Raw genomic sequence first — 25,588 nt, 5'->3', positions numbered from 1 at the left:
CATTCAGTTATACGACTCAGACTAATGGAATATCAGGCATTATTATTTGGTTATAGTAGTCATGGATAAGTATTCGCCTCAATTTATTGCATACGTATTCATAACATTTGATTAACAATTAAGACTGTTAAATAAAGGCTAAGAGGATGAAAAATCGGATAAAAACTATCCAAATAAATATTGCAAAGGAATTTTTACTCTAGGCTAGTCTTTAAATATCTAAGCTTTAGTAGATTTCATCAGTCACTTAGGTAAAATGCTTGTTCAGCGAAAAATATCTAGGCAAATGCTTTTACATCATTTGATGTTTTACTCAAAAAAGCTTATCTAAATATTTGAAATTGTTAATAAAGGATTTTTAGATGGGTTTTAAGTTAACGGTAAAGTGGCAAGCGGATCACTTTGAGCATACTGCACCAGAATTTAACCGAGACCACCAAATTGAGTTCGGTTCAGGCCAAGTGGTTAATGCTTCTTCAGCGCCAGAATACAAGGGTAATGAAGCTAAGGTAAATCCTGAAGAGAGTTTGTTGGCAGCATTATCCTCATGCCATATGTTAACTTTTTTAGCCATAGCTCATTTAAAACGGCTCACCGTTGAAACTTACACTGACAACGCCAAGGCCGAGTTAGGTAAAAATGAATCGGGAAAATTATCTGTGACTAAGATGTGTCTTAATCCACAAGTGATATTTGCTGATGGTGTAGAAGTGAGCCAAGAAGTCCTGCAAAAGATTCACGATAAAGCGCATGCCAATTGCTTTATTGCCAATAGTATTAACTCTGAAGTAGAGATTAATCTGTAACTAGTTTAGCTGCGATAAACACTTGAAAAGCCACTCAATTGAGTGGCTTTTCAATATGTAAGTGTAAGTGTAAGTGTAAGTGTAAGTGTAAGTGTAGTCATTAACCCATATCATAAGCTTAATTCGTAAACTTATTTAGGAAACCAGGAAGTGAGCCTGTGTTTTGAGCCTGTGTTTTGAACCTGTGTTTTGAGCCTGTGTTTTGAGAAAGTGTTTTGAGTAAGTGTCTGACTCAAAGTTTAACTCAGTGTTTTAACTCAGTGTTTTGACTGAACCTTAGGGCTCATTTTTTGCTGTTCACTATAGCCCATAAACATCTTACGATATTCATTATTGACCATTGTCCACATAACAAGACCAAACAAAAAACCTGCCGCGGGATAGATCATTAGCGCTTGAGTAAATGAGTTGACTAATTGGGTGTTCATGACGAAATGGTCGATAACAAAGATAATAAAAGCCGTTGAAATTCCCCAGCCCAATACGCCGTGTAGAAAAACAAATCGCCACTTTCCGCCCGCAATCAACGACTCGAGTTTTACTTGTTTTGAATAACTAAAGTCACTCATATCCATCCTTAGATTTGAATTCGATTTCCATATTTTAGGGTTATATTCATCTTGCTCTGACGACAATAATGAATCAACCTTTTGGCTTACAGGCCAAACTTTAACGCTTAAACTACATAAAATAAAAGCCGCTGTCGACTACTTTTTCGACAGCGGCTTTTCATTAGAAATGCTGCAAAATATTTATTGCGGCAAGATATCTTTCGCAGCGCCAGTCTCAGGGATTGGTAGTGCTTTTAACGGTAAAATAGGCGTCTGCACCATTTCATCTTTTAGGTAACTAATAGCTTTATTGAGCTGAGCATCAACACCATTGAAGGTGGCATAAGGTAAGTTATCGACCTCAATATCTGGTGTCACCCCAAAACCTTCAACAATCCAACGTCCATCCATTGCATATTGTGGGTATTCAGCCACACGTGCCATGCCTTTATCTGTAAGACGGTTTCGACCTGAAAGCCACACACCTGCTCCCGCTGTTTGCTTACCAATCACAGGGGCAATACCTAAGGCTTTAATCCCTGCAGAAAAGGTTTCTCCATCGGAATACGTCATTTGATCAGCTAACACGACTAAATGCCCTCTGAAGGTCTGCTGCATATTGGTACTAGCAGACCCATGTGTTGGCTGCCAAAATGCCCACGCACGGCGCAGTAGTTTCTCAATAATCCAACTATCAATATTGCCGCCTCGGTTACGACGAACATCGATGATTAAGCCTTCTTTATCATAGTTGGTATAAAATTCACGGGCGAAACTTTCAATGTCACCCGATCCCATAGCATATAAGTGTAAGTAGCCCATTTTGCCATCGCTGGCTTCGGTCACTTTAGTGGCATTGTTATTGACCCAATCTAAATAACGTAATTTTGCGTCGGTGTTATTTTCATGAGGAACCACAATCGTGCTATGGCTGCGTTTACCGCGCTTTAACTCTAGTAATACTTGTTTTTTGGCTTGGTTTCTAAGCCCTTGGGTCACTTCTGCAATATTAGTGACTGGTTTGCCGTTAATCGCCAAAATAATATCACCTTCTTTAGCATCAACTTCGATACGTGCTAATGGTGATGCTTGGCTTGGTAACTCAGGATCATTTTGATAAATATGGCTTATCACTATGCCTTTTGAAGTTTGCGTTAATCGCGCGCCTAAACTTGCTCCTGTTGCGGTGTCATTTTTAGCAATGTCGCCACCCCTGACTTGTGAGTGCAAAGCGTCTAGTTCACCCATCATTTGTTTGAAAATGTCATTTAGTTCATTTCTGTCGGTCAGCCTTGCTAGCAAAGGTTGGTACTTTTTCTTTATTTCAGTCCAATCTTTACCACGCATGTTTTTGTCATAAAATGAATCTCGGTGCATTAACCAGGCATCTTCAAAGATTTGTTGCCACTCTTGCATTGGCGATATGGCTAACTGCCACTGAGCCGTGTCTACTTTGGTGTTTTTAAGCTCAGCAGGTAGTTTATCGCCCGCTGCAACTATGTGTAATTCACTCGGATTAGACTGCTTAGTAATCAGCAGTTTTTCACCATTAGCAGACACCTGGTAATCAGCGATATCAGCTGCAAACTCGCTAACGTCTGCAGATAAGTGATCAAACTTAACTAATTTCAAACTGGTTTTGTTTGCATGAGTGTCTAACAAGTAGAACTTATCTTTTAACACTGTCAATTTGTCATAATTACCCGCAGCGATAGGCACTTGCCATAGTCGCTGTTTAATCCCTTTCCAATCCACTTTAGCCTTTTTAGTGGTGTTCTCTTCATCATCAGAAGTAGCAGCTAATTGCGCTGCATTAAGCTCGGTTGGTTTAACAAATGGAAACAGGGCTTTTTCATTTAATGCGATAGCAAAAACTTGTGTCCGTTTATCAAAAATCGGCCCCATATTTCTATCACCCCAAGGCGAGCCCGGTGTGGCGTCAAAGTGACGATTCGATAAGAAATATAACCACTGCCCATCAGGACTGAAACTTGGCGAGTACGACTCATACTTATCACTGGTTAGTGATGTAGACTTTTCTTCAGATAAAGAATAAAGCACGATTTGCGGTCGCTGCTTACCGATTTCAGCTTTCGTTACCGCAATAAGTTGGCTGTTAGCAGACCAAACGATATTAGGGTATTCACCTAATCCTTCGCCGTTAGTAATGATTTTTTGATTGTTACCTTTTTTCAAATCTAGCAACCAAACATTGCCATCATAATCATCGTGAGCAATATAGCGGCCATCAGGTGATAAATGTAAGCTAGTGCGAAGGCTACTGCCATCTTTGGTTAACTGCTTAGCCCCTTTGGTGCCATCAGCTGGGAATTGCCATATTTCTTGCTGACCAGATGCATCACTGATGCCGTATACCCACTTGCCATCAACGCTTAATACGCCGTCTCGAATGCGAGATTCAGCGGGACTTTGAATCTGCACTAATCGGCTGCCATCATGGCTGGCAACTGCAACATGGCTTCTTGCTGTTATAACCGCTTTGTCACCTTTCGCGGCAAACTCGACAGAGGTCGCGAATTCCATCGGATCGTTTATCCAATGTTCACGGCGATGAGGGAAGTCAGAAGTCAAACTGACATTAATGATTGATGAGTTTTGATTAGCAATATCAAACACTTTTAAATCTGCACCGTGTTGGAAAACAACTCGGCCTTGATTTAGGGTCGCATCACGTACTTGCCATTCATTGAACTTGGTGTGCTGCTTAATATCACTGCCATTAAGCTGCATTGACCAGATGTTGTCATTGCCTGATTGGTCACTAACAAAATACAATCTTTGTTGCCACAGCATAGGTTGTCTTACTGAGCCTTGATGCGCCGTTGTTAGTTTTTGCGCTTCATTTTCGCTGCCAAGCTCGAAGCGCCAAATCTCGCCCAGTGCTCCACCACGGTAAACTTTGGCATTGTCGCCGCTGGCCTGTAAGCCAAACTGAGTGAAGTATACGTACTTACCCTGTTCATCTATCGTACCTTCAATCGCATCTGCAAGCGGTAAATCCGTTACAGCCAATGAATTAGGGTTAACGGTTTTCAGTACCCAATAATTCGCTGGGCCATGGGCATTGTCTGTTGAGTAAAGCACTTCTCCTGAAGCAGTCCAGCCTTGTAATCTGACACGGCTGTTTTCAAAACTTACCCGTTTGGCTACTCCTCCGCCAATTGGCATAACATAGACTTCTGTCGCCCCGTCATAATTCGCGGTATAGGCTAGCCATTGTCCATCTTTAGATATTGTCGCGTCTAACTCTTCAGCCGCTTGAGTGGTGATGCGTTTAGCGTTTGTTTGATTTAACTGACTGGTCCACAGGTCGCCTTCTGCGGTAAAGACCACGGTTTGGTCATGCAAGGCAGGGGCTCGGTAATAACCTTGATTGTTTGTATCGAGCGCAAAAGTTGAAGTACTGCATAAACCTAATGCCAGTATACATGCAGTAACTGAGTGGCGAAGTTTCATAGTCAGAAAAATCCTTGTAAATATTATTATTTTCAAGGACTCAAATTAGCAAATAAATGGTTAATAAGCAGCAGTAAAATGGAGGAAAACATCATTTAAATGATAGGAAATTGTAACCAAATTAATGTTTAATGCGACAGAAGATGTTCTGTTGAATAAAATTCTTATATATCAATATCTAAAGCAATATTCACGACTAATGGTTCATAAGCAGCCCAGCGTTATCAATCTTGATAACACTGGGCTATGGAATGCATCACTGTTTTACTGGGATGTTAATTGCTGTTTTAGTTTTTTGAAAGCATCATATTGCGGGTGCTGTGGATTAACAATATTCGGAAATCGTTGTTCGATAGTGATCATATAACGTTCCGCTTGAACATAATCTTCTGATTCGACCAATTCACTGAGCTGCATGACTGCCTTTTCTGCAGAATCAACATGCATTCTAGGGGCTGTTCGATCAAGTTCAGTGCGATTTCGCTCAATGTCAGTACGCTCAAGTCTAGGTTCGGTAGACGATGAAGATGTAAGTGCTTCGCCTACACTAACCCCTTCTGCAGAGTCCATTTTCATTTGACCACGAACGCCTGTCTTATTGGTTTGCGGGATTTGTGCATCAAACGCTTGTACACGAGCCTGTGGCATAGGGGTATTTTTGCTCTCACTCATATAAGCTGCTTCTGACGTTGTTAATCCGGTTGCGTCCATAACTGGCGCTTTTACAGTTGCCGGTTCTGCTGTTTGAACAGGTGCTATTTGAACAGGTGCAGCCATTTGAACAGGAGCTGCTACATCAGACATAACAGGAACACTGTCATCAAGTTCCGACACTGCATGTTGTTTGAATTCTGGGTTAAGTAACATCACTGAAGCAATAAGCATCACAGAAGCTGCACTTGATATGGGCAAGCGATGTTTTTTCCAAAAACTTAATTGGACAAGATTACTTTTCTCGGCAGTTTTCACATTATTTTTTAATGAAGATGCCTGAGTCGCTTTCGCTTGCAATAAAATAGCGGCATCAATTGCGGCTGAAGGCCGTTCAAGGGCTTGCTGCTTATAGAGTGCTGAGATTTCTTGCTGTAAGGCAATAAACTCTTCATCACTCATTGCATCTTTATCTGTCTGATGACGATCAGTCATATGTTACCCCTTGCCATTTAGCGGCAACGCATTGCTTAATGCTTTGATAGGCATAACGAATACGGCTTTTAGTGGCTTCTAAAGTGACATCAGCAATATCACTAATTGCGGCAGCGGTTAACCCTAATTCGATATTAAGTAAAAAAGCCTCTTTTTGAACTGCAGGTAAACTGGCTACACAGGACTTAAGTAATTTGGCTTTTTGTTCATCTTCAAGCTGCTCATCAGGACGGCCATGAGCATGTTCATTATTAATATTGGCATCAAAGTTATCCATAGTCTCGTCTCCCATATCTGCAGCTTCATCAAGCGGTTTAACCGCTCTAACATGATCGATTAATAAATTATGGGCGATGCGATATAACCAAGTAGTGAACTTTGCTGTAACTTGATAATTACCCGCTGCTTTTATCACTTTGCCCCAGGTATCTTGATACAAGTCTTCAGCCAATGATTTCTGGCTCAACTGGCGAACAAAATAGCGATATAACGGGCCTTTATGCTTAGAATATAACTGCTCAAATGCCGCAGTATCACCTTGCTGATAATTCAACATGAGTTGTTCATCTGATATTCCCATTGCACTATCAGAGCTTTGCTTATTCGAGTCTGGCTTATTCGAATCGCTGTTATTTGAATCTAAGTCTTTCACTCAGGCTACCTGGCTTATTTGCTGTTTTAATTGCATTAAACCAGTTTGCCCAGCCCAGCAGTTATTGTCTACTAAATATGATTATTTACCGGTAAAGGCTTAGGAACAGGTTCAAGCACTGGCTTTACAGGCAATATCAATTTTTGTTTTCCCTCAGGTAGCTCACCGGCATGTTTAGATTTTATTGGATACGGCATTGGATAAGGCTCCCGCTCATGTGGTGGTACCACCTGTTTTTTACTGCGCGCATCCCTCAATTTACTGTCTGAGGCAATAACGGCTACAGACTTGGCTAGCGCAATGAACTCTGTGCGTTCACCATCGAAATCTTCACCTTTTGAACCTTCAGCAATTTCAATCAGTTGTTGGTAATCGAAGTCATGCACATAATTATTCATGTTCATTAACTGCCCTAAGCCTGCGACTGCTGCTGCGAATCTAAATTCGTTACTCGTGTGTTCAAAAAACTTCTGCTGCTGATGAATATCAATAGGCTGCGGCTTGATTAATTGTTGCCCTGATGTCGAGCGTGCATCGGACAAGGATAACGTGGCTAACTCATTGGCACTGTATTTGTTAATGATTGAATCATTGTTCGAGTGATTGATAGAGCTATTGATAGAGTTATTGGGCTGATTTTCAATAGATTCATTAAATCTAAGCTCATAAAGCGCCACATACTGGCGACGATAACTAAGCTTCATTGTTCTTGGGTGTGATGAGGTTTGATGCGCATTTTCAAAGCCTACCAAACGATATTCTGACACGAGTCTTGGGTTAAAGTTAACCGTCGCTTGTAACCAATTAAAGCCAAGTGCCGCTTTATCACTGGCCTCTTTAGTTAACTCAATACTGATTAACAATAATTCTGTATCACGGTTATAAGGGGATGGTGCAAGTTCTGTTGCCAACACATAGTTATTGGATAAGAGCACGACATCATTAGCATTGTGGGAAAATTGATAATCAAAGCGATTAATCAACTGATGACTCGCCACTTGATTGCGTTCTGGTAAGGTATTTTTATTCACCGCTTGGGTTAATAATTCATAGTCATCACGGTTTGACATAAAACTAAATCGTGACACAGGGGTTTCGCCTGTCACCATATTTCCGCCATGACCGCTGAGGGTTAAGTTACCTTGGTAATAGCCTGGTTTAACCGGTGGGTAAGAAGGCTTCTTAGGTAATGAAATAGGATCAGTACTAACGGCTTGTACTTTTTCACTTTTAGCGATTTGCTGAATTTCTTCAGCGTTGACGCACATTGAAGTCGCTAACATCGCGGTTAAAGTCGCGAGATAACATTGATGTTTGAACCCATTTCGATTTTGCTTTGTCATATTCAGCCTCATTACCAAAACGTTGATTGATACCAACCTTATTAGTAATAACGTAACCAAAATCAAAAAGGGTTATTTATTTTAATCTTTTTCAGTTCACCTGAGATTAAAGAGTAATTCCAGTTCTGGAATTAAAATGGCTTTCTCAGCCTCACCAAAATAATCATCATGCATTCTAATAAACGCTTCTTGAAAGCTTTGCTGCGCCATAATGCGATCAATTTCAGCGGTTATCTTATCGCCTTTATCACCTTTAGAGCAGGCAATATAGCCATAAATAGGCTGTTCAACATGGCGAATAGGTATCGAAATATAATCAAGAGATTTGTTGTATTCACGTAAATAAGCATCCACCACTTCACTATATTCAATCACCCCAAGTACCCTTTCAGCCTTGAGCATCTCAATTAACTTATTAGAGGAGCTAACACCACCACGAACATAAAATTCATGAGGTCTTTTAGTTATTTGTTGATCAATGTACTCGCCATAGGCTCTGTCTTTAACTACACCTATCTGCGCCTGTGTGTTTGCGGGCATATTGGCTAAATCTAATTGCTGTGCAAAAATCTGCTGATTTTTAGCGAGCACGATTAATCTCAATGGTGGGTAAATACTGATGGGGTAATGTGAAAAGCTTGCAACTTCAAGTCGTTCGGGGGTTTTAATCTTATTAAACATGCAACTATTTTGCTGTTTAGACAGCTCTAACCAACCACGAGTCATACTGACTTGCTGCTGTTCAAACGACAGCTGGTTATCACTAAATTCAGTGAGTAAAGAAAGCACTTCCATTTCTTCATTACCAGCAATAGACACAATCGTCTCATCTACTTCCGTCAACATAACAGCCTGTACAGTTGCGTAAGAAGGTTGATTTATAATAATAAAAAACAATGTAATGTAAAAAACTAGTCCCTTAGTCTTTAACCTTTGGAATGCCATAGATTGCCTCCGAGTTTAAAGCCTATGTGGTTAACATTAGAGGAGAGTTTTAGCATTCGCAATCAGAAACTGAGTTTCAGCCGCAGAAAACACTGAAAAGCAGCCAAAATAAAGCCAACATGATATTATCTAGCCCCTTTTTTATAGCGAGCTTTCAGCAAGTTATAAACCCTGTGCCCTACACAGGATAAAAGTAAAAATAACCTAATAATATAAGTGTGTTAAGGAGTTATCATGCAAGCCCTTGTTGCCGTAGTAATGGGATCTAAGAGTGATTGGCCGACCATGGAAGCCGCCGCAGAAATTATGGATAAGCTTCAGGTGCCATATCATGTTGAAGTTGTCTCAGCGCATCGCACTCCTGACAAACTAATGGATTTTGCTAGTACCGCTGCAGATAAAGGCTATAAGGTCATTATTGGTGGTGCCGGTGGTGCAGCACATTTACCAGGTATGATAGCGTCAAAAACTCGCTTACCTGTGCTAGGTGTCCCAGTACAAAGTAAAGCGCTTTCAGGTATGGACAGCTTGCTTTCAATAGTACAAATGCCAAAAGGTATTGCTGTTGGTACGTTAGCTATTGGCACAGCTGGTGCGTTCAATGCAGGTTTATTAGCAAGCCAAATCTTGGCAGTTACCGATGCTGAACTTGCAGCTCGTTTAGATGCATTCCGCGAAGATCAAACTAATACTATTCTTGATAATCCAGATCCGAGGGAAGCTTAATGTCTAAGCAGGACTCTCAGTCAAACACGCAAACACCAGCAAAACAACACAATGTTTGGGTATTAGGCGATGGCCAATTAGGCGCGATGTTATCTCATGCAGGCCAGCCACTAGCGATTAATGTTCGCCCAGTGGATATCATGACGCCATCAGATGAGCGTTTACCGCTACAGGGTACTGATATCATTACAGCTGAACGTGAACAATGGCCTGAATCAAGCTTAAGTTTACAGTTAAGCGAACACCCGCATTTTATTAATGGCCATGTATTTGGCCGTTTAGCAGATCGCTTTACTCAAAAAAGCCTATTAGATGAGTTATCAGTGCCGACTTCTCCTTGGGAATTGGTCGATGACAACACTCAAACTGAGGCATTACATCAGCAATACGGTGATCGGGTTTTATTAAAGCGCCGTACTGGTGGTTATGATGGCAAAGGTCAACATTGGCTAAAACAAGCTGAAGCAACTGACATTCCTGCTGACTGGCGTAACGAAGCCATTGCAGAGCAAGCCATCAACTTTGATGAAGAAGTATCGATTGTTGGTGTGAGAACCCAAACTGGCGAATGTGTTTTTTACCCACTCACACTTAACTTGCATCAAGACGGCATTTTAATGGCCTCTATTGCACCGTTAACTCGTCTCGACCATCTGCAACCACAAGCTGAAGCAATGCTGACCAGTGTTATGGACGAGCTTGAATATGTGGGTGTGATGGCGATGGAGTGTTTCAGAGTCGGTGATAAACTGCTCGTTAACGAACTTGCTCCTCGCGTTCATAATTCTGGGCATTGGACTCAATCAGGTTGCCACATTAACCAATTTGAATTACACCTTCGTGCACTGTGTGGATTACCTATCCATAAGCCACAAGTTAACTTCCAGTGTGTCATGGTTAACTTAATTGGTGTCGATAAAGATGACCGCTGGTTAAGCCTGCCTAATGCAGAGTTATTTTGGTATAACAAAGAAGTGCGAGTTGGCCGCAAGGTAGGACATCTTAATCTTTCAGCACACAGTAACGATATGGTTAATGACAGTATTGGCCAATTGCAGCAATGGATGCCACAGCAATATCAGGCGCCATTAGCATGGATTTTAGACGAGTTTAGTCGCTAGAGTTGACTTAATATTTTGCACAAAAAAAGGAGCCTAGGGCTCCTTTTTTTATGAATCCGTCAAACCGACTAGATGCACACTCTTGTGAGAACTTGCTCCAAGTTTTCTGAGCTGGCTTTTTGCTGCTTCGCTCTATTTGAAATGGCCTCAAGGTTTAATTGCACTTCATGACTTAAGCGAGAGATTTCAATTGCACGGGTATTAATACTCCCTGTTGAAGTTTGCTGGCCTTGAATACTGTAAGTCATGTTACCGGCAACCGTATCTAACTGCTGAAATGCCCTTCCAATATCAGCAAATGCCTGAGTCACACGCTGACATTGCATTAAACTTTCTTGGGTAACCCGTTGGCTTTCACCAATAGCATTTACAGCATTACCGGCTTTAGCCTGCAACTCGAGTACAATGGATTGGATCTCAACTGTCGACTCTTGAGTACGATGCGCCAATGCTCGAACCTCGTCAGCAACCACAGCAAAACCACGCCCTTGCTCGCCAGCCCTTGCTGCCTCAATGGCCGCATTAAGCGCTAACAAATTAGTTTGCTCTGCAATGCTTTTAATCACTTCTAGTACATTACCGATTTTTTGGCTATCACTGTTCAGTAGATCTAAATCAGAGACCATACTTTCAATACCGTTAGCAAATGTGGTCATTGAGTTTTGATTATTTTGCGCATCATCTGAACCTTGCGCTAATAGCTCAGTAACTTGAACTGAGGTGGACTTAAGTTCATCAGCATTATTTGACAGCTCATCGGCTGTGAGCATGATTTCAGTGAGCGATGCGGTAATTTGCTCGTTCTCATCGGTGCTTTTGTTGACCGAAGACTCAGCAGCCCCCATTTGCGAAGCAAGCTCATAAGAGCCTTCTTTTACGTCGTTGGCATCACTGCGAATATTATCAATTACCGACTTTAAGTCTTCAATGAACTCACTGAGACTATTAGTAATATCAGCAATTTGATCATCACCATGATCTTTAATTGGTTTATCGGGCGCCGTTTCGGTACTGATAACCAAACTAAGATAATGGCTTAAATCATTTAATCGTTTTTGTATTTGCTGTTTAAACAAATACACACCGAGGATTAATTGCGCTAACCCTAAACTGATTAATAGACAAACAAGATAAGTTTTTGAGACTTGTGCGGGTGAAAACAGAGATACAACAATGGCCAGCAGCACTAACGAAATTAATGGTAAAAGTAATTTCGTCTGCAATTTATTATCATTATGGTTTTGCATATAGAGTTCCGAAAACAATTTTTATGATACGAATCTAACAGTTCTTATTATGGTTTTTAGGGTTCATCTTTGAGTTAATAGCGTGTTCAACAGCACTAAATTAACACAATATCTACATTTGTTATCGGAAGATAGTCAGGAAAGTTTAGTGTTATTCTGAATAGAATCATAAATTAATGACATAAAAAAGCCCCGACAATGCGGGGCAAGTTGTTACGCTCAGCTTAACCGAAAAACAAACGCCATAACCATGAAGAATCTAAATCCTCTTTACAGGTTCGGTATTGTTGAGCATAGGTTTTAGAACGGGCGTCAACACGATCAGCCACAGGCCCTAACCAAGCTTTAGCCTTATAAGTGCCACGTTTATAACCGCCCCAACCTTCGTGGTAATTCAAATATTGATTCTTGGCATCCCATTTTGAAACGCCATTAATTTTATGAGTTTTGTAAATAAACCATCCCATAAAGTCCATCGCGTCATCAAAGTTACTGCGGCTCGACCAAGAGTTCCCTGTTTCACGCACGTAATCATCCCAAGTCATGGTTTTAGCTTGAGCATAACCATAAGCATCACTGGCTCTGCCTGTTGGGATAAAACCTAAAAAGTATTCCATTGGCGGCGCGGCATTATGCTTAAACGAACTTTCTTGATACATCATGGCTAACGGGACATGCACAGGTACTCCCCATTTATCACGGGTATTGACTGCGGCTTTATACCAAGAGCGATTCTCTTGGAATATAGAACATAAATTATCAGGTTCTTTAGGCGGTGGTGTAGCGCAGCCTGCAAGTTGCAGAAGAATAACGGTGCTAAAAGCACGGAAAAACCACTTCATAAAAGCCCTTAAATCAACGGAATACAAACTCAATCATAGGGCTAGATTTTCACATCTATGAAGTACAGATGCAATCGGGTTTACCAGAAAATTAGCCATAAGCCTTACTTGAGCATAAGGCGACGCGGTTACAGTTCAAATGAATGGTTTAGAACGATGTACGAATAGAAAGTGTACGAATAGAAAATGCGCGCAAGCTTACTCTATTGGATTGGCAAACGCACACTCATAAGATTCTTTTTTCCAGACAACTGGTTGCCAATAATCTGTATTTAATCCGTTGTAAACTTTATCTAGTTTAAATTCAGCGGCTAAGTGATAACGCTGCTCTAGTTCAACCTCAACCAAGATAGTTTTAGTTTGTCGAGCAGCTAATTTAACTTTCAGTTCCGGCGATTCAATTAACTCAGCAACAGTAAACTGATGTTCACCCGCTGGTAATTTATAATATGGACGTGAAATAACTGGTTTACCGTTAAGGTGCGTTACCACGACACGATATAAACTGTCTGTGACTGGTGGCGTAATATAACTCGCCACTGAACCACAAATCAGTTCATCTTCAGTAGACGTTGCGCAGCCTTGCAGCAACACAACCGATATCGCTAGTAACGCAATGTTTCTCATTGATTCACTGCTGTTGCAGGTTCAGCTAAATCAGCAAAGTAGTCAGCCAAAAACTCATCAAATCCTACAGAAGGTTGGGTTTCAACGTCTTTTTGTTGCTGTAGAGATGCTGCAGCTTCTGCTTCATACTCTGCCATAGTCGATTCTGACAATGGGTAATTAGTTAAATAATCTTGATATTGCTGCGATAATTGTTTCACCCAAACGCCATGGTCAATACCTTGATTAACCACATCGTCAATTACACGACCAGAGATTGTTTTGCTTGGATCGTTAATCGCCGCATGCCACTGCGTTAACGCATCTTGGTATTGTGTGCCTTCGCCATCAAGTAATTTAGCAATTCTTGTCATGGGCTCAAAGATATCATTTAACCACTCATTCAAGGCAACTTGTTGACCATTACGGCTCAATGCTAAGCCAGGTTTACGACCTTCAAGCACAACCGCCTTAAGGTTTGCAGCAATTTCAGCTTCAGCCGATGCATCGGTTTTTTCTGAAGACAACAACAAGCAATACAGCAAGAATAAATCGAGGAACTTGACCTGACTAGCATCAATCCCGATTGGGCTATACGGGTTAACATCAAGTGCACGCACTTCAATATATTCAACCCCAGCTCTAGCCAAAGCCTCTGAAGGTTTTTCGCCAGACTTAGCCACACGTTTAGCACGAATAGGCGAGTAAAATTCATTCTCGATTTGCAATACATTGCTGTTAAGTTGGCGATATTCGCCATCCACTTTGACACCAATTTTGGCAAAGCTTTCTGAAGGCATTCTGATGGCTTCACCTACACCATTTAAATACTCAGGTAGTGAGTTGTAGCTAATATTAAGCTGTTCTTGTTCTTGGTTGGTGTAACCTAAATCACTCATACGCAATGAGGTTGCATACGGTAGGTATAAGGTGCCTTTACCCGTTGTTTTAAAGTCGAACTCAGTAGACTGACCTTTAATGAAAGAACTACAAAGCGCAGGTGATGAACCAAAAAAGTAAGGCAACACCCAAACCAGGCGGCGATAATTACGGATCATGCCAAAGTAAGACTCTGAGATAAAATCTTGACGCGTTAAGCTTTTATCACTGTTCTCATACAAGCTATCCCATAACTTTTCTGATACTGAAAAGTTAAAATGTACCCCTGCAATAATCTGCATCAGTGGGCCATATCTATGGGTTAAACCTTTACGGTATAAGGTTTTCATTTTACCGTTATTTGAGCTGCCATAACGTGCAATCGGAATATCTTTTTCATCCCCCACATAACACGGCATACTCACAGGCCATAGCGACTGGCCATTCATGTTTTTTACGCTATAGGCATGAGTTTGAGTCAAGCCTTCTAATAAGGTATCAATATTGGTATTAACAGGAGTAATAAACTCAAGCAATGACTCACTGTAATCAGTGGTAATACGAGAATGGGTTAATGCAGAACCTAGCTTTTCTGGGTGGCCATCTTTTGCTAATTGACCTGAGTCATCGATACGTAATGCTTCACGTTCAATACCACGTAGCATGCCAAGTAAAGATTCACGGCCTTCGCCGTTAGAAAGAAGATCGATTGTTTCATTGAATGAATTCAATTTGCTGTTCTCTTATTGTTGCTCGTATTAGCCGCTCACATCCACGACGTTCAAACTGCTAGACCCGATATTAGACGAGATAATTTCCCAAACTGTATAAATAAATACAATTAATGAAATTAATCACATTTTAGCGCCTAATAAAGAAAAAACGGTAACATTTTTATTGTCACCGTTATTAGTTTTTATTCATTGTATCAGACCCTATATAGGCTATATAGGGTCTATAACTTCAAAAGCAATAGCTAAACTTATTTAATCACCTTAATAGGATAGCCCAATGCTTCAAGCTTTGGTGAAATAGCTTGTTTATCACCCACAATGACAATAATCATCTCAGATAATTTAAGCTGTTCAGCCGCAAGCTTATTTAGCTCTTTCGCTGTGATGTTTTCAACAATGTCAGCTTGCTGTTCAGTAAAATCATCGGCCAGTTTGTAACGCTGAATAATGCGCATAAACCCTGCTTTTTGATATGGCGTTTCATAGTCTAATGCTTTACCTTGAGAAATCGAACTGCGCATAAATGCCAACTCTTCTTCCGTCATACCGTCTTTTTGGAACTGCTTTATTTCATTAATAAATTCAGTTACTGACTCCGCTGTCACATCACTTCTCACACTTGCAGAAGCTTCAAAACGTCCAGTTAAGTCATTACCATTAAAGCCAGTACGCGCGCCGTAGGTATAACCTTTATCTTCACGAAGATTTAAGTTAATCCGACTATTAAACGCGCCGCCCAATGGATAATTCATTAAGAATGCTTTGAAGTAATTACCAGTAGCATCATAAGGTAAAGCACGTTTACCCATTTTAATCACTGATTGGGCAGCATCTGGTTTATCAATGATATAAATGGTGCCACCAGCAAGCTTAGGCAATGGTGGTAATGCCATAGGCTCATTAGCTTGACCTTGCCATTGCTCAAATACAGCTAATGAAGGCATGATTTCTTGCTGATTTAAATCAGACACCACGACCATCTGTGCATTGCCAGCTTTATACTGCTGCTGATAAAACTGCTTCACATCATCAAGCGTTAATCCTGATACAGTCTCAAGAGTTCCACCAGCATTAGCACTTAAATGGCTATCATCGCCATAAAGTAAGCTTGAAAAACCACGGCTAGCAAGAAAGTTAGGATCTGACTCTTGATGCTGTAGACCTTGAATTTCCTGTTGCTTTAAGCGCTCAAAATCCGCCTCAGCAAAAGCTGGACTAAATAACTTTTCTTGTAAAATAGCTAATGTCGGCGTTAGGTTCTCTGTCAAACTCGACACTTGAATATAGCTTTGCGTGGCTGATGCACCGAACGAAATACGACTACCTAGCATTTCTAGTGCGCCCGCTAACTCTTCTGTTGTGCGCTTTTCAGTTGACTCGTTTAGCATTGACGCGGTTATTGAAGCTAAGCCTGCTTTATCCATTTCAGGAAGTCGATTTCCTCCTTCAAGATAAATTAATAACTCAACGGTTGGGGTTTCATTACTTTCAGTCCCCATGACTTCAATACCATTAGCTAATGATGCAGTCCAAAGCTGAGGTACTTTAAGTACAGGGGCGTCACCAACTTTCGGCATGACTGTGCGATCAAAGCTTGAGGTAATTTGACGGACATTTTCAGTGCCCGTTACCGCTTCCTCAGCAATAGGTAGCATAGTCGGCGTAAAGTTATCCGGTTTTGCAATAAGCTGTTTTGCACCTTCTGGGACAACGCTCATCACCACCATCGGTTTATCTTTAATATATTTGTTGAAAACGCGCATAACGTCTTCTTTCGTGACACTGGCGTATCGCTCAAGATCGCTTGCGACCATATTCGGGTTATCGAAAAAGGTTTGATTATAAGCCAGTGTCGATACCTTACCTTTGACACTTTGCATGCCATAGATAGTGTCCGACTCAAATTGTACTTTTACTTTTTGTAAATCGTCATCGGTCACCCCGCGTTGCTCAAATTCAGCAATAGAGTCAGTAATCTTTTGCTCAAGGTCAGCAAGGTTAGCACCGCTAGCTGGGTTAGCTAATGCAAATAAGGTTAAACGACAAGATAACTCTTGGCACGGGTGCCCTACCGAGGCTTGCACCGCAAAACCATCTTTTACTAGGTTTTTATAGAGTAATGAGGTTTTACCCCCACCTAATATGTTAGCTAATAAATCTAATGCGGCTTCATCTTGATGGCGAGCGTATACCGTTGGGAATCCCATGTAGACAAGTGGCAAATGCACTTTATCTTCCATTGAGATATAACGAGTTTTATCTAGGCTCACTGGCGTCTTCGGATCGGGATTCACTTCAGGGCCACGTGCTAATTCACCAAAGTACTTATTCACCATGGCAAGGGTTTGCACTTCATCAAAGTCACCGCCAATGGTTAATGTTGCATTGTTAGGGCCATACCAACGTTTGAAAAAGTTTCTAACATCATCAACCGTGGCACGTTCTAAATCTTCAGGCCAGCCAATTACTGGCCAAGAATAAGGGTGCCCTGCTGGGAACATTGCTTGATTGAAACGCTCATTCAAACGGCCATATGGCTGGTTATCAATACGCTGAGCTCGTTCATTTTTAACTGTCTCACGTTGTACTTCAAACTTCTCGCTGGTTAACGCAGGCAACAAAAAGCCCATTCGGTCTGACTCTAGCCACAACATTTTTTCTAGCTGATTGCTTGGCACCGTTTCAAAGTAGTTGGTTCGGTCGGTATTAGTGGTGCCATTTAAGGTGCCACCTGCTTCGGTGATCACTTTAAAGTGTTGTTCATCGCCCACATTTTGCGAACCTTGAAACATCATGTGCTCAAATAAATGTGCAAAGCCACTGCGGCCAGCCACTTCGCGAGCAGAGCCCACATGATAGGTCACATCAACATGAACTAAAGGATCTGAGCTGTCTTGATGCAGAATGACCGTTAAGCCGTTTTCAAGTTGGTATTTTTTATAAGGGATGCCTATCGCATCTGATGCTTGAACGGTTTCAAGTAAGGTCACCCCGTCGGGTAATGATGAAAAGGTGGTTGCTTCATGAGCGCAGCCACTAATAGCAATTGAAATTGCCGCTGCTAAGATCCATTTTTTCACTCTATTCTCCTTGAATAAATATAAGGTCAGTGAGATGTGCTAATGTCATCTCTGACAGCAGGGAATGCATAGGGTTTCAGTAAATCTCACCTTGTTGATTCAATTGCTGAAAAAAGCCTCACTGACATTATTTATAAAATACTTTGGTGTAAAACGCCTATTACTATCGTTTTACCACGCCCACATAAAGGCCGCTACTATTAAAGAGTATCGAATTGTTTTGCCAATCAAAATCATGATTGTAGAAGGGACTATGGGTAGCTTTAACCAACCTGCAATTAAACACAAAATATCACCAATCAAAGGTAGCCAAGACAAGAGTAATGCCCAGTAGCCATATTTTTCAATTAAATTTAATCCATGTTGGTATTTTTTAGAGGCAAAATCCTCTGGCGTCTTAGCGAATCGACCTAAATAGCCTAAATAGTAACTTGTAATCGCTCCTAACGAATTACCTACGCTGGCGACCACCAGTAAAGATACCCAAGTTTCAGGCGCATCTGTTAGCAAAGCCACAAGTAAAACTTCTGAACCTCCAGGTAACAAAGTTGCCGCTAAAAACGCCCCACTAAACATTAACCATAACGCAGTCATTTACTTTACCTAATGATATCTATAGAGTTTTAAACACTTTCAACTACACAGACGACAAAGTTAGCAAGTTGTTGAATTTTAAAGTGCATTTAACATATTATGTTTTTGGCATAAGTTATATCAAAAACGGTTTGTTCCACCTTGGAACACTCAATACAATTCGAAAATTGTTCAGATAAAGACTGTAGTTAAGCAATATTAAAATAAGCTGAACATGATATGGCTTATCGACGTATTCTTGCTCGTAACAAACAAATCAACAATGACTATCAATGGCCTTTATGTGTGATTGTGTTAGGTTATTGAAATAATAATCCCCTTGCCTACTTTAAAGAGCAAGTATAATAAATAGTTGGAATTGAAATGATTTTTCAAACCTTGAAACGTATTCCTTTTTGGCAGAAAGTGCTAGCGGGTTTCGCATTTGGTATTTTAGCAGGTATCGCACTTGGCGATAGCGCCATAATGTTAAAGCCACTAGGCGACTTATTCATTAGTGCCATTAAAATGCTGGTCGCACCGTTAGTATTTTGTGCCATCGTAGTTAGCATTACTTCTTTAGGCTCACAAGCAAACCTTAAGCGGCTCAGCCTCAAAACCTTAGGCATGTTTATGCTGACAGGTACGGCCGCATCATTTATTGGCCTAGCCATTGGTAGCTCATTCGACATGGGTGGCAGCATTGAGCTAGCAACAAGTGAAGTGCGTGACCGAGATATTCCGGGCTTCGCTCAAGTATTACTGAACATGATCCCCGAGAACCCTTTTGCATCACTAGCAGAAGGTAAAGTACTCCAGATTATTGTCTTTGCCGCGTTAGTCGGTATAGCGATTAATACCGTTGGCGAAAAAGCAGCGCCTTTAAAAAACACCATTTCAGCGGGTGCTGAAGTGATGTTTGAATTAACTCGTATGGTGTTAAAACTGACTCCAATTGGTGTATTTGGCTTAATGGCGTGGGTTGTTGGCGAATATGGATTATCAACTCTACTTCCGCTTGGTAAGTTCATCTTAGCCATTTACGTTGCCGCATTAATTCACATTATTTTCGTTTACGGCGGTTTAATTAAGTTTGTAGCTCGCTTAAGCCCTGTGCAGTTTTTCCGTAAAGCAATGCCTGCCCAACTAGTGGCTTTCAGCACCGCATCAAGCTTTGGCACATTGCCTGCCAGTAATAAATGTACTGAATCAATGGGTGTATCAAAACGTTATAGCGCATTTGTATTGCCACTAGGCGCCACCATGAACATGGACGGTTGTGGCGGTATTTACCCAGCAATTGCGGCTATCTTTATTGCTCAAATCTACGGTATTCCGTTAGACATGACTGACTATATGTTGATTGCGGTTACAGCGACGGTAGCATCAGTAGGTACTGCTGGCGTGCCGGGAAGTGCAATGGTGATGTTAACCGTAACACTAGGTGTTGTGGGTTTACCGCTTGAAGGGATTGCCTTTATTGCCGCTATCGACCGCGTCATTGATATGATCCGTACTGCAACCAATGTCACTGGCGATATGATGACAGCTGTTGTTATTGGTAAAAGTGAAGGTCAGTTTGATGAAGAGCAATTTTACTCAAATGAGAAAGTCGTTGAACAAGCAGCTTAAGCTTTAGCATTAGCATAGTTCAGCTTGATATAGCGCGATAAAATCAAAAATGGCAGATGAAATCATCTGCCATTTTTATTGCCTGCTTTATGACAATTTTGTCATTAAAACGTAGCGTTTTAAATAAACATTAGAACTTGGCATTAAACCACACCCAGCCTTTATCGGTATCAACTTTACCCGCGGCCACATCACCTGCAGAATAAGCCGCATACTTAACACCAACAGTATAGTGGTCATAGAAAGGTACACTAAACACCGCGTTAATTTCTGAGCCTAAATCATCGACAACCGCACTCGATTCATCTGCATCAAACTCATGATAAGCCACAGCCCATTTACCACCGATTACGTTACCGCCAATCGACGCATACAAGTCAGCTAAACCTTGTTTAGGTGTGGTTAAGAATTGGTCCGTCCAACCATTAAAGCCGTGCAGTGTTGCCAATGGAGTCGAGAAACCATAGTCGCCGCCATCAGATCCTAACAGCTCATAACCTATTTTGAATGTGACCACTGAAAGTCCAATGCCACCTTCAACGCTCATATAATCAGCAGAATAAGATTGGCCTGCAGTGTCTGAGTCTTGCGTCGCGTACTCTGCAGAATAAAGTACTTTAATATCACCAATATCGGTTTTTCCCGCGAAACGGACACCGTAGGTATCCAGACCATTTTCAATATTGGTATCTTCTTCCAGAAGGTAACCATAAGCACTTAATGTACCGAAGCCCGTTTTTAATTGAGCATTAATTAAATTATCTTTTGAATCGATATCTTTCTCTTCAGCAAAGATACGATTACGTTGAGTAATGTAACCGTAATCAATTTTAAAAACGTCGTTGAATTTATATTCAAGCATAAGCCCGTCAAAGGTCTGCCTATCTTGACGCCAGCCTACATGACCAACAAAACGTTGGTTATCAAAGGTAATCACTTGACGGCCACCTTTAGCAGTGAAACCTTCGTAATTGTATTTTAAAAAGAATTGGTCAAGCTCTGTGGTTTCTGGATCGGCAATGACCGAATAATCAGGGTTCTTACCGAGAGTGTTGTTGTAATCATCAACCCCAGCCACGACGCGTGAATCTTCAAACTCTACTAACGAACTAAAACCATAGTAATCAGCTGTCGCATAAGTAAGTCGAGTACGTAGCGTAAAAGCATCTGCATCTTTTAGTGCGTTATCTTGCTCAACCATTTCATAACGAAGGTTAAGGTCTACCTTGACCTTTCCCTCGGTAACCGCTTCTGCAATCGTTGTTGCTTCTGCTGCATGTACTTGGCCCATCAATGCCAATGAAGCAGGTGCAAGTAAAGTCAAAGCAGACTTGGCTAACTTTTTATTGATTAAGCTTGCAAGTTGGTTCTTTCTCATCATATTTCCCTTATTGTATTTAAAGCTTATCCATCAGAATAATCTTAGCCAACATTAGCAGTTTCACCATTACTAATTGATGAATTGCTAATATTTATATTCTCAACTTTGCGTTGTTTTTCGTATAAGAACTTCAGTACCTCAGCTCTTAAATGGTTATAATCTTTATCCTCTGCGAGTGCTAAACGCTCTCTAGGACGAGGTAAATTTACGTCTAAAATTTCACCAACTGTTGCCGCAGGGCCATTGGTCATCATCACAATTTTGTCTGACAGCAACACCGCTTCATCAACATCATGGGTGATCATAATGACCGTGTTATTGAGCTCATTCTGAATCTCCATCAACGAGTCTTGCATATGGGCTCTGGTTAACGCATCAAGAGCCCCAAAAGGCTCATCCATCAGTAAAACCTCAGGCTCCATTGCCAGTGCTCTAGCAATACCAACACGTTGTTTCATACCACCTGATATTTCGCTGGGTAACTTATGCATCGCATGGTCCATATGAACCAGTTTCAAGTTGTATTCAATCCAATCTTTCATTTCTGCTTTGGATTTTTTATTCTTAAACACCTGCTTTACGGCTAACTCAACATTTTGATATGAGGTTAACCAAGGCAGCAATGAGTGGTTCTGAAACACAACGGCACGTTCTGGCCCTGGTTCTGCCACTTCTGTGCTATTTAAAATCACGCCACCTTTGGTTGCCTGGTATAAACCCGCGACAATGTTCAGTACCGTAGACTTACCGCAACCTGAGTGACCAATCAGTGACACGAACTCGCCTTTATTGATTTTAAGGTTCACTTCCTTAAGCGCTTTAAATGGCCCTTTAGGTGTAGGGAAATCCATATCAATGTTACTTATGTCTAAAAAAGTGCTCATTAGATTTTCCTCTCATTCATGACTTGGTTTTATCCCACGAGAACCAACGTTGTAACGCCAGCACTCCTCGGTCGAGTAAAAAACCAATTAGACCAATAACCACCACGGCAGCCATAATGCGTGCCAATGACTCTGAGCTACCATTTTGAAACTCATCCCAAACGAACTTACCTAGCCCTGGGTTTTGTGCCAGCATTTCTGCCGCAATCAATACCATCCAAGCAACGCCAAGCGATAAGCGCATACCTGTAAAGATGAGTGGAATCGAAGCCGGTAACACAATTTTCTGTACATGGGTCAACGGAGATAAACGCAGTACACGACTCACGTTCACTAAATCAGAGTCAATATTGGCTACACCAAGAGAAGTATTAATCATCATTGGCCACAAACTACATAAAGTGACCGTGAGTAAAGAATTAATAAACGATTTAGACACCATAGGATCTGGCGATACATACAGGGCACTGACAACCATTGTCACCAAAGGTAACCAGGCTAATGGCGATACAGGCTTAAAAATTTGCACTATCGGATTCAGTGCTGCATTTAGCGTTGGACTCAAGCCCATCCAAATTCCCATTGGAATCGCAATAGCAGCAGCCAAGATAAAGCCTGACATCACTGTCACTAGACTTGTAAAAATCTGGTCAACAAAGGTTTCTTTACCTGTGTATGCTCTGACTTTCACAACATAGCTAGGGTCAACTTCTAATCGTGCAGCATTTCGCTTGTCTTGACGCTCATAAAAGGCCTCGGCTTTCACTCTTTCAGCATTATGCTCTTGATATAAAGCCCCAAACTGTTCTGCTACGGCAACAGGACCTGGGAATTTACCTAAAGAGGTGTTAATGCTATTTGCAGCAATTGACCAAATCACTAAAAAAACCGTGATGCCAATGACAGGCAGTAGCAATGCTTTACTGGCTTGAGCCATCCAAGAGACTAAAGAGGTCAATTTACTTTTATCGAGCATTAATCGATCGGTTAAGCGTGTAATGGTTGTCATAATGTGTTCCTTAACTCCGCGCTAAACGTAAGCAAGTTGATGACTCAGCTTGCTTACGAATACATCATCTAGAGTTTGTCGCCCTGCTTTAAGCCAATAGCGAATTTGCTTAAATAATCATTAGGCGCACTACCGTCATAAACGATGTCATCAATGAAGTGCTGCTGTGGTTTTTTAAATCCCGTTTCCGTTGCAAAATCTGGGAAGTGCTTAGCTTCGATTGTCTTATCATCAATCAGAGACTGTGCAGCTTTAGCGTAGATATCAGGACGATAAACTTTTGCAGCAACATCTTTGTACCAAGCATCAGGCTTGTCATCTGAGATTTGTCCCCAACGGCGCATTTGAGTCAAATACCAAATCGCATCAGAGTAATATGGATAAGTTGCGTTGTAGCGGAAGAACACATTGAAATCAGGTACTGAACGCTTATCACCTTTTTCGTATTCAAAGGTACCTGTCATGCTATTGGCAATCACATCGTAATCGGCACCAACATAGTTTGACTGTGACAAAATCTTAACTGCAGCAGGACGGTTAGCATTGTTGTTATCATCTAACCATTTCGCCGCTTTGATCAGAGCACGGGTTAATCGAATTGTTGTGTTAGGGTATTTTTCTGCAAATTCAGCTGTTATACCAAAGACTTTCTCAGGGTTATTTTTCCAGATCTCGTAATCGGTAACCACTGGCACCCCAATACCTTTAAACACGGCTTGTTGGTTCCATGGCTCACCCACGCAGTAACCATAAATCGTGCCCGCTTCAAGGGTTGAAGGCATCTGTGGTGGTGGCGTCACTGATAAAAATGCTTGGGCATCTAACTGACCTGAAGTATCACCTTTATGAGGCGCGTAGTAACCAGGGTGGATACCACCTGCTGCTAACCAATAACGTAATTCGTAGTTATGAGTTGAGACAGGAAATACCATACCCATTTTAAATGGCTTACCCGCTTCAGTGTATTCCTCTACCACTGGTTTTAACGCATCAGCTTTAATAGGGTGAACGGGTTTCCCTTCACTATCTTTGGCAATATTGGGTTTCATCTTGCTCCAAATATCATTTGAAACCGTAATCGCATTACCATTTAAGTCCATCGAAAAAGGCGTGATGATGTGAGCTTTAGTGCCATAACCAATCGTGGCAGCTATCGGTTGCCCTGCCAACATATGTGCACCATCTAAACGTCCATCGATAACACCATCTAATAGCACCTTCCAGTTAGCTTGTGCTTCGATGGTCACATATAAACCTTCTTCTTCGAAGTAACCATTTTCATAAGCAATCGCAATCGGCGCCATATCGGTTAATTTGATAAAACCGAACGTTAACTCTTCTTTTTCAGGAAAGCCTACCTCTGCCATAGCAGGAGCGACTGCCGTAAACGACACAGCCAATAGAGTATGTTTAAGTGCTTTTTTCCAATTCATCTTTCTATCCTTGTTAAATTTAAAAAAGTTAAGTCAAAAACTAAGTTTGAAATAGGGAAAACAAAAAAGGCGCCAACTACTCCCTAAGGAATAATTAAGCGCCTTTGCTTAAATTAATTTATCTCTTTCAAGGCTCACAACACAGACAATCGATTAAATAACCAACGATAAATGCGACTTATGAGCACTACTGAAAATTCGAATTGTTGATAAATACTATTCAGCAACCGTGCCAACCTTTTAAGTCTCTGTTTTTAAACAGGTATACAAATTAAGCACTGGTAGTACTCATAAAGGGTGATACCAATTCAGTGCAACATAAGTTCAATCGCACCTAAATGGGTACTTGAACGGCAAAGTATCCCCCTAAAGGGGTGCAACATTTTATTGAAACGAAAAAATCACTTTTGAATAAATGAGATGAGGTTGAATGAGACTTAGTTTGCTGAGATTAGATTTAATGAGACTAGGTTTAATGAGACTTAGTTTGTTGAGAGTAGGTTTAATGAGACTAGATTTAA

At 41.1% G+C, this 25,588-nt stretch carries 20 protein-coding genes; 4 read left to right on the top strand and 16 right to left on the bottom strand.

The window, feature by feature from the left end; all coding sequences use genetic code 11:
* The first annotated feature begins 362 nt into the window (after positions 1–362).
* The gene (locus tag AB4153_RS08575; protein ID WP_229370104.1) at positions 363–806 is read left to right on the top strand and encodes an OsmC family protein; all 444 of its coding nucleotides are present in this window, start codon (positions 363–365) and stop codon (positions 804–806) included.
* A 257-nt stretch (positions 807–1,063) separates the two neighbouring features.
* On the opposite strand, the gene AB4153_RS08570 is transcribed toward AB4153_RS08575, so the two are convergent.
* From AB4153_RS08570 to AB4153_RS08545, 6 genes are all read right to left on the bottom strand, one after another.
* Positions 1,064–1,375 (bottom strand): hypothetical protein, encoded by a 312-nt coding sequence (locus AB4153_RS08570; protein ID WP_102526496.1) that lies wholly within the window; start codon positions 1,373–1,375, stop codon positions 1,064–1,066.
* A gap of 183 nt (positions 1,376–1,558) precedes the next feature.
* Entirely contained in the window at positions 1,559–4,834 is a 3,276-nt protein-coding gene (locus tag AB4153_RS08565) for a S41 family peptidase (RefSeq protein WP_371997052.1), read from the bottom strand.
* Between the two features lie 264 nt (positions 4,835–5,098).
* Positions 5,099–5,980 (bottom strand): hypothetical protein, encoded by an 882-nt coding sequence (locus tag AB4153_RS08560; RefSeq protein ID WP_371997050.1) that lies wholly within the window; start codon positions 5,978–5,980, stop codon positions 5,099–5,101.
* Complete coding sequence (locus tag AB4153_RS08555; protein ID WP_102526515.1) at positions 5,973–6,560, bottom strand: sigma-70 family RNA polymerase sigma factor; 588 nt, start codon at positions 6,558–6,560, stop codon at positions 5,973–5,975. Before AB4153_RS08555 ends, AB4153_RS08560 begins: the two co-directional genes overlap by 8 nt.
* Positions 6,561–6,703: 143 nt before the next feature.
* Positions 6,704–7,975 carry a von Willebrand factor type A domain-containing protein gene (locus AB4153_RS08550; RefSeq protein ID WP_371997049.1) on the bottom strand — a complete coding sequence of 424 codons (1,272 nt, stop codon included), beginning with the start codon at positions 7,973–7,975 and terminating at the stop codon, positions 6,704–6,706.
* A gap of 96 nt (positions 7,976–8,071) precedes the next feature.
* Complete coding sequence (locus tag AB4153_RS08545) at positions 8,072–8,821, bottom strand: transporter substrate-binding domain-containing protein (protein ID WP_303517352.1); 750 nt, start codon at positions 8,819–8,821, stop codon at positions 8,072–8,074.
* A gap of 333 nt (positions 8,822–9,154) precedes the next feature.
* Here AB4153_RS08545 and purE point away from each other — a divergent pair, with 333 nt between their 5' ends.
* Both purE and purK read left to right on the top strand, forming a co-directional pair.
* Positions 9,155–9,646, top strand: a complete 492-nt coding sequence (gene purE / locus AB4153_RS08540; RefSeq protein WP_102526501.1) for a 5-(carboxyamino)imidazole ribonucleotide mutase — start codon at positions 9,155–9,157, stop codon at positions 9,644–9,646.
* Complete coding sequence (gene purK / locus AB4153_RS08535) at positions 9,646–10,767, top strand: 5-(carboxyamino)imidazole ribonucleotide synthase (protein WP_102526502.1); 1,122 nt, start codon at positions 9,646–9,648, stop codon at positions 10,765–10,767. Before purE ends, purK begins: the two co-directional genes overlap by 1 nt.
* A gap of 68 nt (positions 10,768–10,835) precedes the next feature.
* Here purK and AB4153_RS08530 read toward each other — a convergent pair whose 3' ends face one another.
* From AB4153_RS08530 to AB4153_RS08505, 6 genes are all read right to left on the bottom strand, one after another.
* Positions 10,836–12,014: a methyl-accepting chemotaxis protein gene (locus AB4153_RS08530; protein ID WP_102526503.1), complete on the bottom strand. Its 1,179-nt coding sequence runs from the start codon at positions 12,012–12,014 to the stop codon at positions 10,836–10,838.
* 224 nt (positions 12,015–12,238) lie between these two features.
* A complete protein-coding gene (locus AB4153_RS08525; RefSeq protein WP_102526504.1) occupies positions 12,239–12,856 on the bottom strand; it encodes a hypothetical protein in 618 nt (205 codons plus the stop codon).
* Positions 12,857–13,054: 198 nt separating this feature from the next.
* Positions 13,055–13,483 carry a hypothetical protein gene (locus tag AB4153_RS08520; RefSeq protein ID WP_371997047.1) on the bottom strand — a complete coding sequence of 143 codons (429 nt, stop codon included), beginning with the start codon at positions 13,481–13,483 and terminating at the stop codon, positions 13,055–13,057.
* Positions 13,480–15,072 (bottom strand): glutamate--cysteine ligase, encoded by a 1,593-nt coding sequence (gshA, locus tag AB4153_RS08515; protein ID WP_371997046.1) that lies wholly within the window; start codon positions 15,070–15,072, stop codon positions 13,480–13,482. Before gshA ends, AB4153_RS08520 begins: the two co-directional genes overlap by 4 nt.
* A gap of 251 nt (positions 15,073–15,323) precedes the next feature.
* Positions 15,324–18,155 carry a M16 family metallopeptidase gene (locus AB4153_RS08510; protein ID WP_371997045.1) on the bottom strand — a complete coding sequence of 944 codons (2,832 nt, stop codon included), beginning with the start codon at positions 18,153–18,155 and terminating at the stop codon, positions 15,324–15,326.
* A 171-nt stretch (positions 18,156–18,326) separates the two neighbouring features.
* Positions 18,327–18,749 carry a YqaA family protein gene (locus AB4153_RS08505; protein ID WP_102526508.1) on the bottom strand — a complete coding sequence of 141 codons (423 nt, stop codon included), beginning with the start codon at positions 18,747–18,749 and terminating at the stop codon, positions 18,327–18,329.
* A gap of 363 nt (positions 18,750–19,112) precedes the next feature.
* On the opposite strand from AB4153_RS08505, the gene AB4153_RS08500 reads away from it, so the two are divergent.
* Positions 19,113–20,360 (top strand): dicarboxylate/amino acid:cation symporter, encoded by a 1,248-nt coding sequence (locus AB4153_RS08500; RefSeq protein WP_102526509.1) that lies wholly within the window; start codon positions 19,113–19,115, stop codon positions 20,358–20,360.
* Between the two features lie 130 nt (positions 20,361–20,490).
* Here AB4153_RS08500 and AB4153_RS08495 read toward each other — a convergent pair whose 3' ends face one another.
* The 4 genes from AB4153_RS08495 to AB4153_RS08480 form a co-directional block, all read right to left on the bottom strand.
* Positions 20,491–21,738 carry an alginate export family protein gene (locus AB4153_RS08495; protein ID WP_371997044.1) on the bottom strand — a complete coding sequence of 416 codons (1,248 nt, stop codon included), beginning with the start codon at positions 21,736–21,738 and terminating at the stop codon, positions 20,491–20,493.
* 44 nt (positions 21,739–21,782) lie between these two features.
* Positions 21,783–22,625, bottom strand: coding sequence for an ABC transporter ATP-binding protein (locus AB4153_RS08490; RefSeq protein ID WP_371997042.1), 843 nt, complete (start codon positions 22,623–22,625; stop codon positions 21,783–21,785).
* 16 nt (positions 22,626–22,641) lie between these two features.
* The gene (locus AB4153_RS08485) at positions 22,642–23,601 is read right to left on the bottom strand and encodes an ABC transporter permease (RefSeq protein WP_371997097.1); all 960 of its coding nucleotides are present in this window, start codon (positions 23,599–23,601) and stop codon (positions 22,642–22,644) included.
* A 101-nt stretch (positions 23,602–23,702) separates the two neighbouring features.
* Positions 23,703–25,001 (bottom strand): CmpA/NrtA family ABC transporter substrate-binding protein, encoded by a 1,299-nt coding sequence (locus AB4153_RS08480; protein ID WP_229370130.1) that lies wholly within the window; start codon positions 24,999–25,001, stop codon positions 23,703–23,705.
* Positions 25,002–25,588 lie beyond the last annotated feature (587 nt).

Source organism: Shewanella sp. 10N.286.52.E4 (assembly GCF_041468785.1).
Classification (GTDB): domain Bacteria; phylum Pseudomonadota; class Gammaproteobacteria; order Enterobacterales; family Shewanellaceae; genus Shewanella; species Shewanella electrodiphila.
Note: the sequence above shows the minus strand (reverse complement) of the source record. Positions and strands in the feature narration are given on the sequence as shown.

What these genes read in the sequence shown, in the direction of transcription:
- AB4153_RS08575 (WP_229370104.1), top strand. Translation starts at nt 363, where the DNA reads ATGGGTTTTAAGTTAACGGTAAAGTGGCAAGCGGATCACTTTGAGCAT.
- AB4153_RS08570 (WP_102526496.1), bottom strand. Translation starts at nt 1,375, where the DNA reads ATGAGTGACTTTAGTTATTCAAAACAAGTAAAACTCGAGTCGTTGATT.
- AB4153_RS08565 (WP_371997052.1), bottom strand. Translation starts at nt 4,834, where the DNA reads ATGAAACTTCGCCACTCAGTTACTGCATGTATACTGGCATTAGGTTTA.
- AB4153_RS08560 (WP_371997050.1), bottom strand. Translation starts at nt 5,980, where the DNA reads ATGACTGATCGTCATCAGACAGATAAAGATGCAATGAGTGATGAAGAG.
- AB4153_RS08555 (WP_102526515.1), bottom strand. Translation starts at nt 6,560, where the DNA reads ATGGGAATATCAGATGAACAACTCATGTTGAATTATCAGCAAGGTGAT.
- AB4153_RS08550 (WP_371997049.1), bottom strand. Translation starts at nt 7,975, where the DNA reads ATGACAAAGCAAAATCGAAATGGGTTCAAACATCAATGTTATCTCGCG.
- AB4153_RS08545 (WP_303517352.1), bottom strand. Translation starts at nt 8,821, where the DNA reads ATGTTGACGGAAGTAGATGAGACGATTGTGTCTATTGCTGGTAATGAA.
- purE (WP_102526501.1), top strand. Translation starts at nt 9,155, where the DNA reads ATGCAAGCCCTTGTTGCCGTAGTAATGGGATCTAAGAGTGATTGGCCG.
- purK (WP_102526502.1), top strand. Translation starts at nt 9,646, where the DNA reads ATGTCTAAGCAGGACTCTCAGTCAAACACGCAAACACCAGCAAAACAA.
- AB4153_RS08530 (WP_102526503.1), bottom strand. Translation starts at nt 12,014, where the DNA reads ATGCAAAACCATAATGATAATAAATTGCAGACGAAATTACTTTTACCA.
- AB4153_RS08525 (WP_102526504.1), bottom strand. Translation starts at nt 12,856, where the DNA reads ATGAAGTGGTTTTTCCGTGCTTTTAGCACCGTTATTCTTCTGCAACTT.
- AB4153_RS08520 (WP_371997047.1), bottom strand. Translation starts at nt 13,483, where the DNA reads ATGAGAAACATTGCGTTACTAGCGATATCGGTTGTGTTGCTGCAAGGC.
- AB4153_RS08505 (WP_102526508.1), bottom strand. Translation starts at nt 18,749, where the DNA reads ATGACTGCGTTATGGTTAATGTTTAGTGGGGCGTTTTTAGCGGCAACT.
- AB4153_RS08500 (WP_102526509.1), top strand. Translation starts at nt 19,113, where the DNA reads ATGATTTTTCAAACCTTGAAACGTATTCCTTTTTGGCAGAAAGTGCTA.
- AB4153_RS08495 (WP_371997044.1), bottom strand. Translation starts at nt 21,738, where the DNA reads ATGAGAAAGAACCAACTTGCAAGCTTAATCAATAAAAAGTTAGCCAAG.
- AB4153_RS08490 (WP_371997042.1), bottom strand. Translation starts at nt 22,625, where the DNA reads ATGAGCACTTTTTTAGACATAAGTAACATTGATATGGATTTCCCTACA.
- AB4153_RS08485 (WP_371997097.1), bottom strand. Translation starts at nt 23,601, where the DNA reads ATGCTCGATAAAAGTAAATTGACCTCTTTAGTCTCTTGGATGGCTCAA.
- AB4153_RS08480 (WP_229370130.1), bottom strand. Translation starts at nt 25,001, where the DNA reads ATGGCAGAGGTAGGCTTTCCTGAAAAAGAAGAGTTAACGTTCGGTTTT.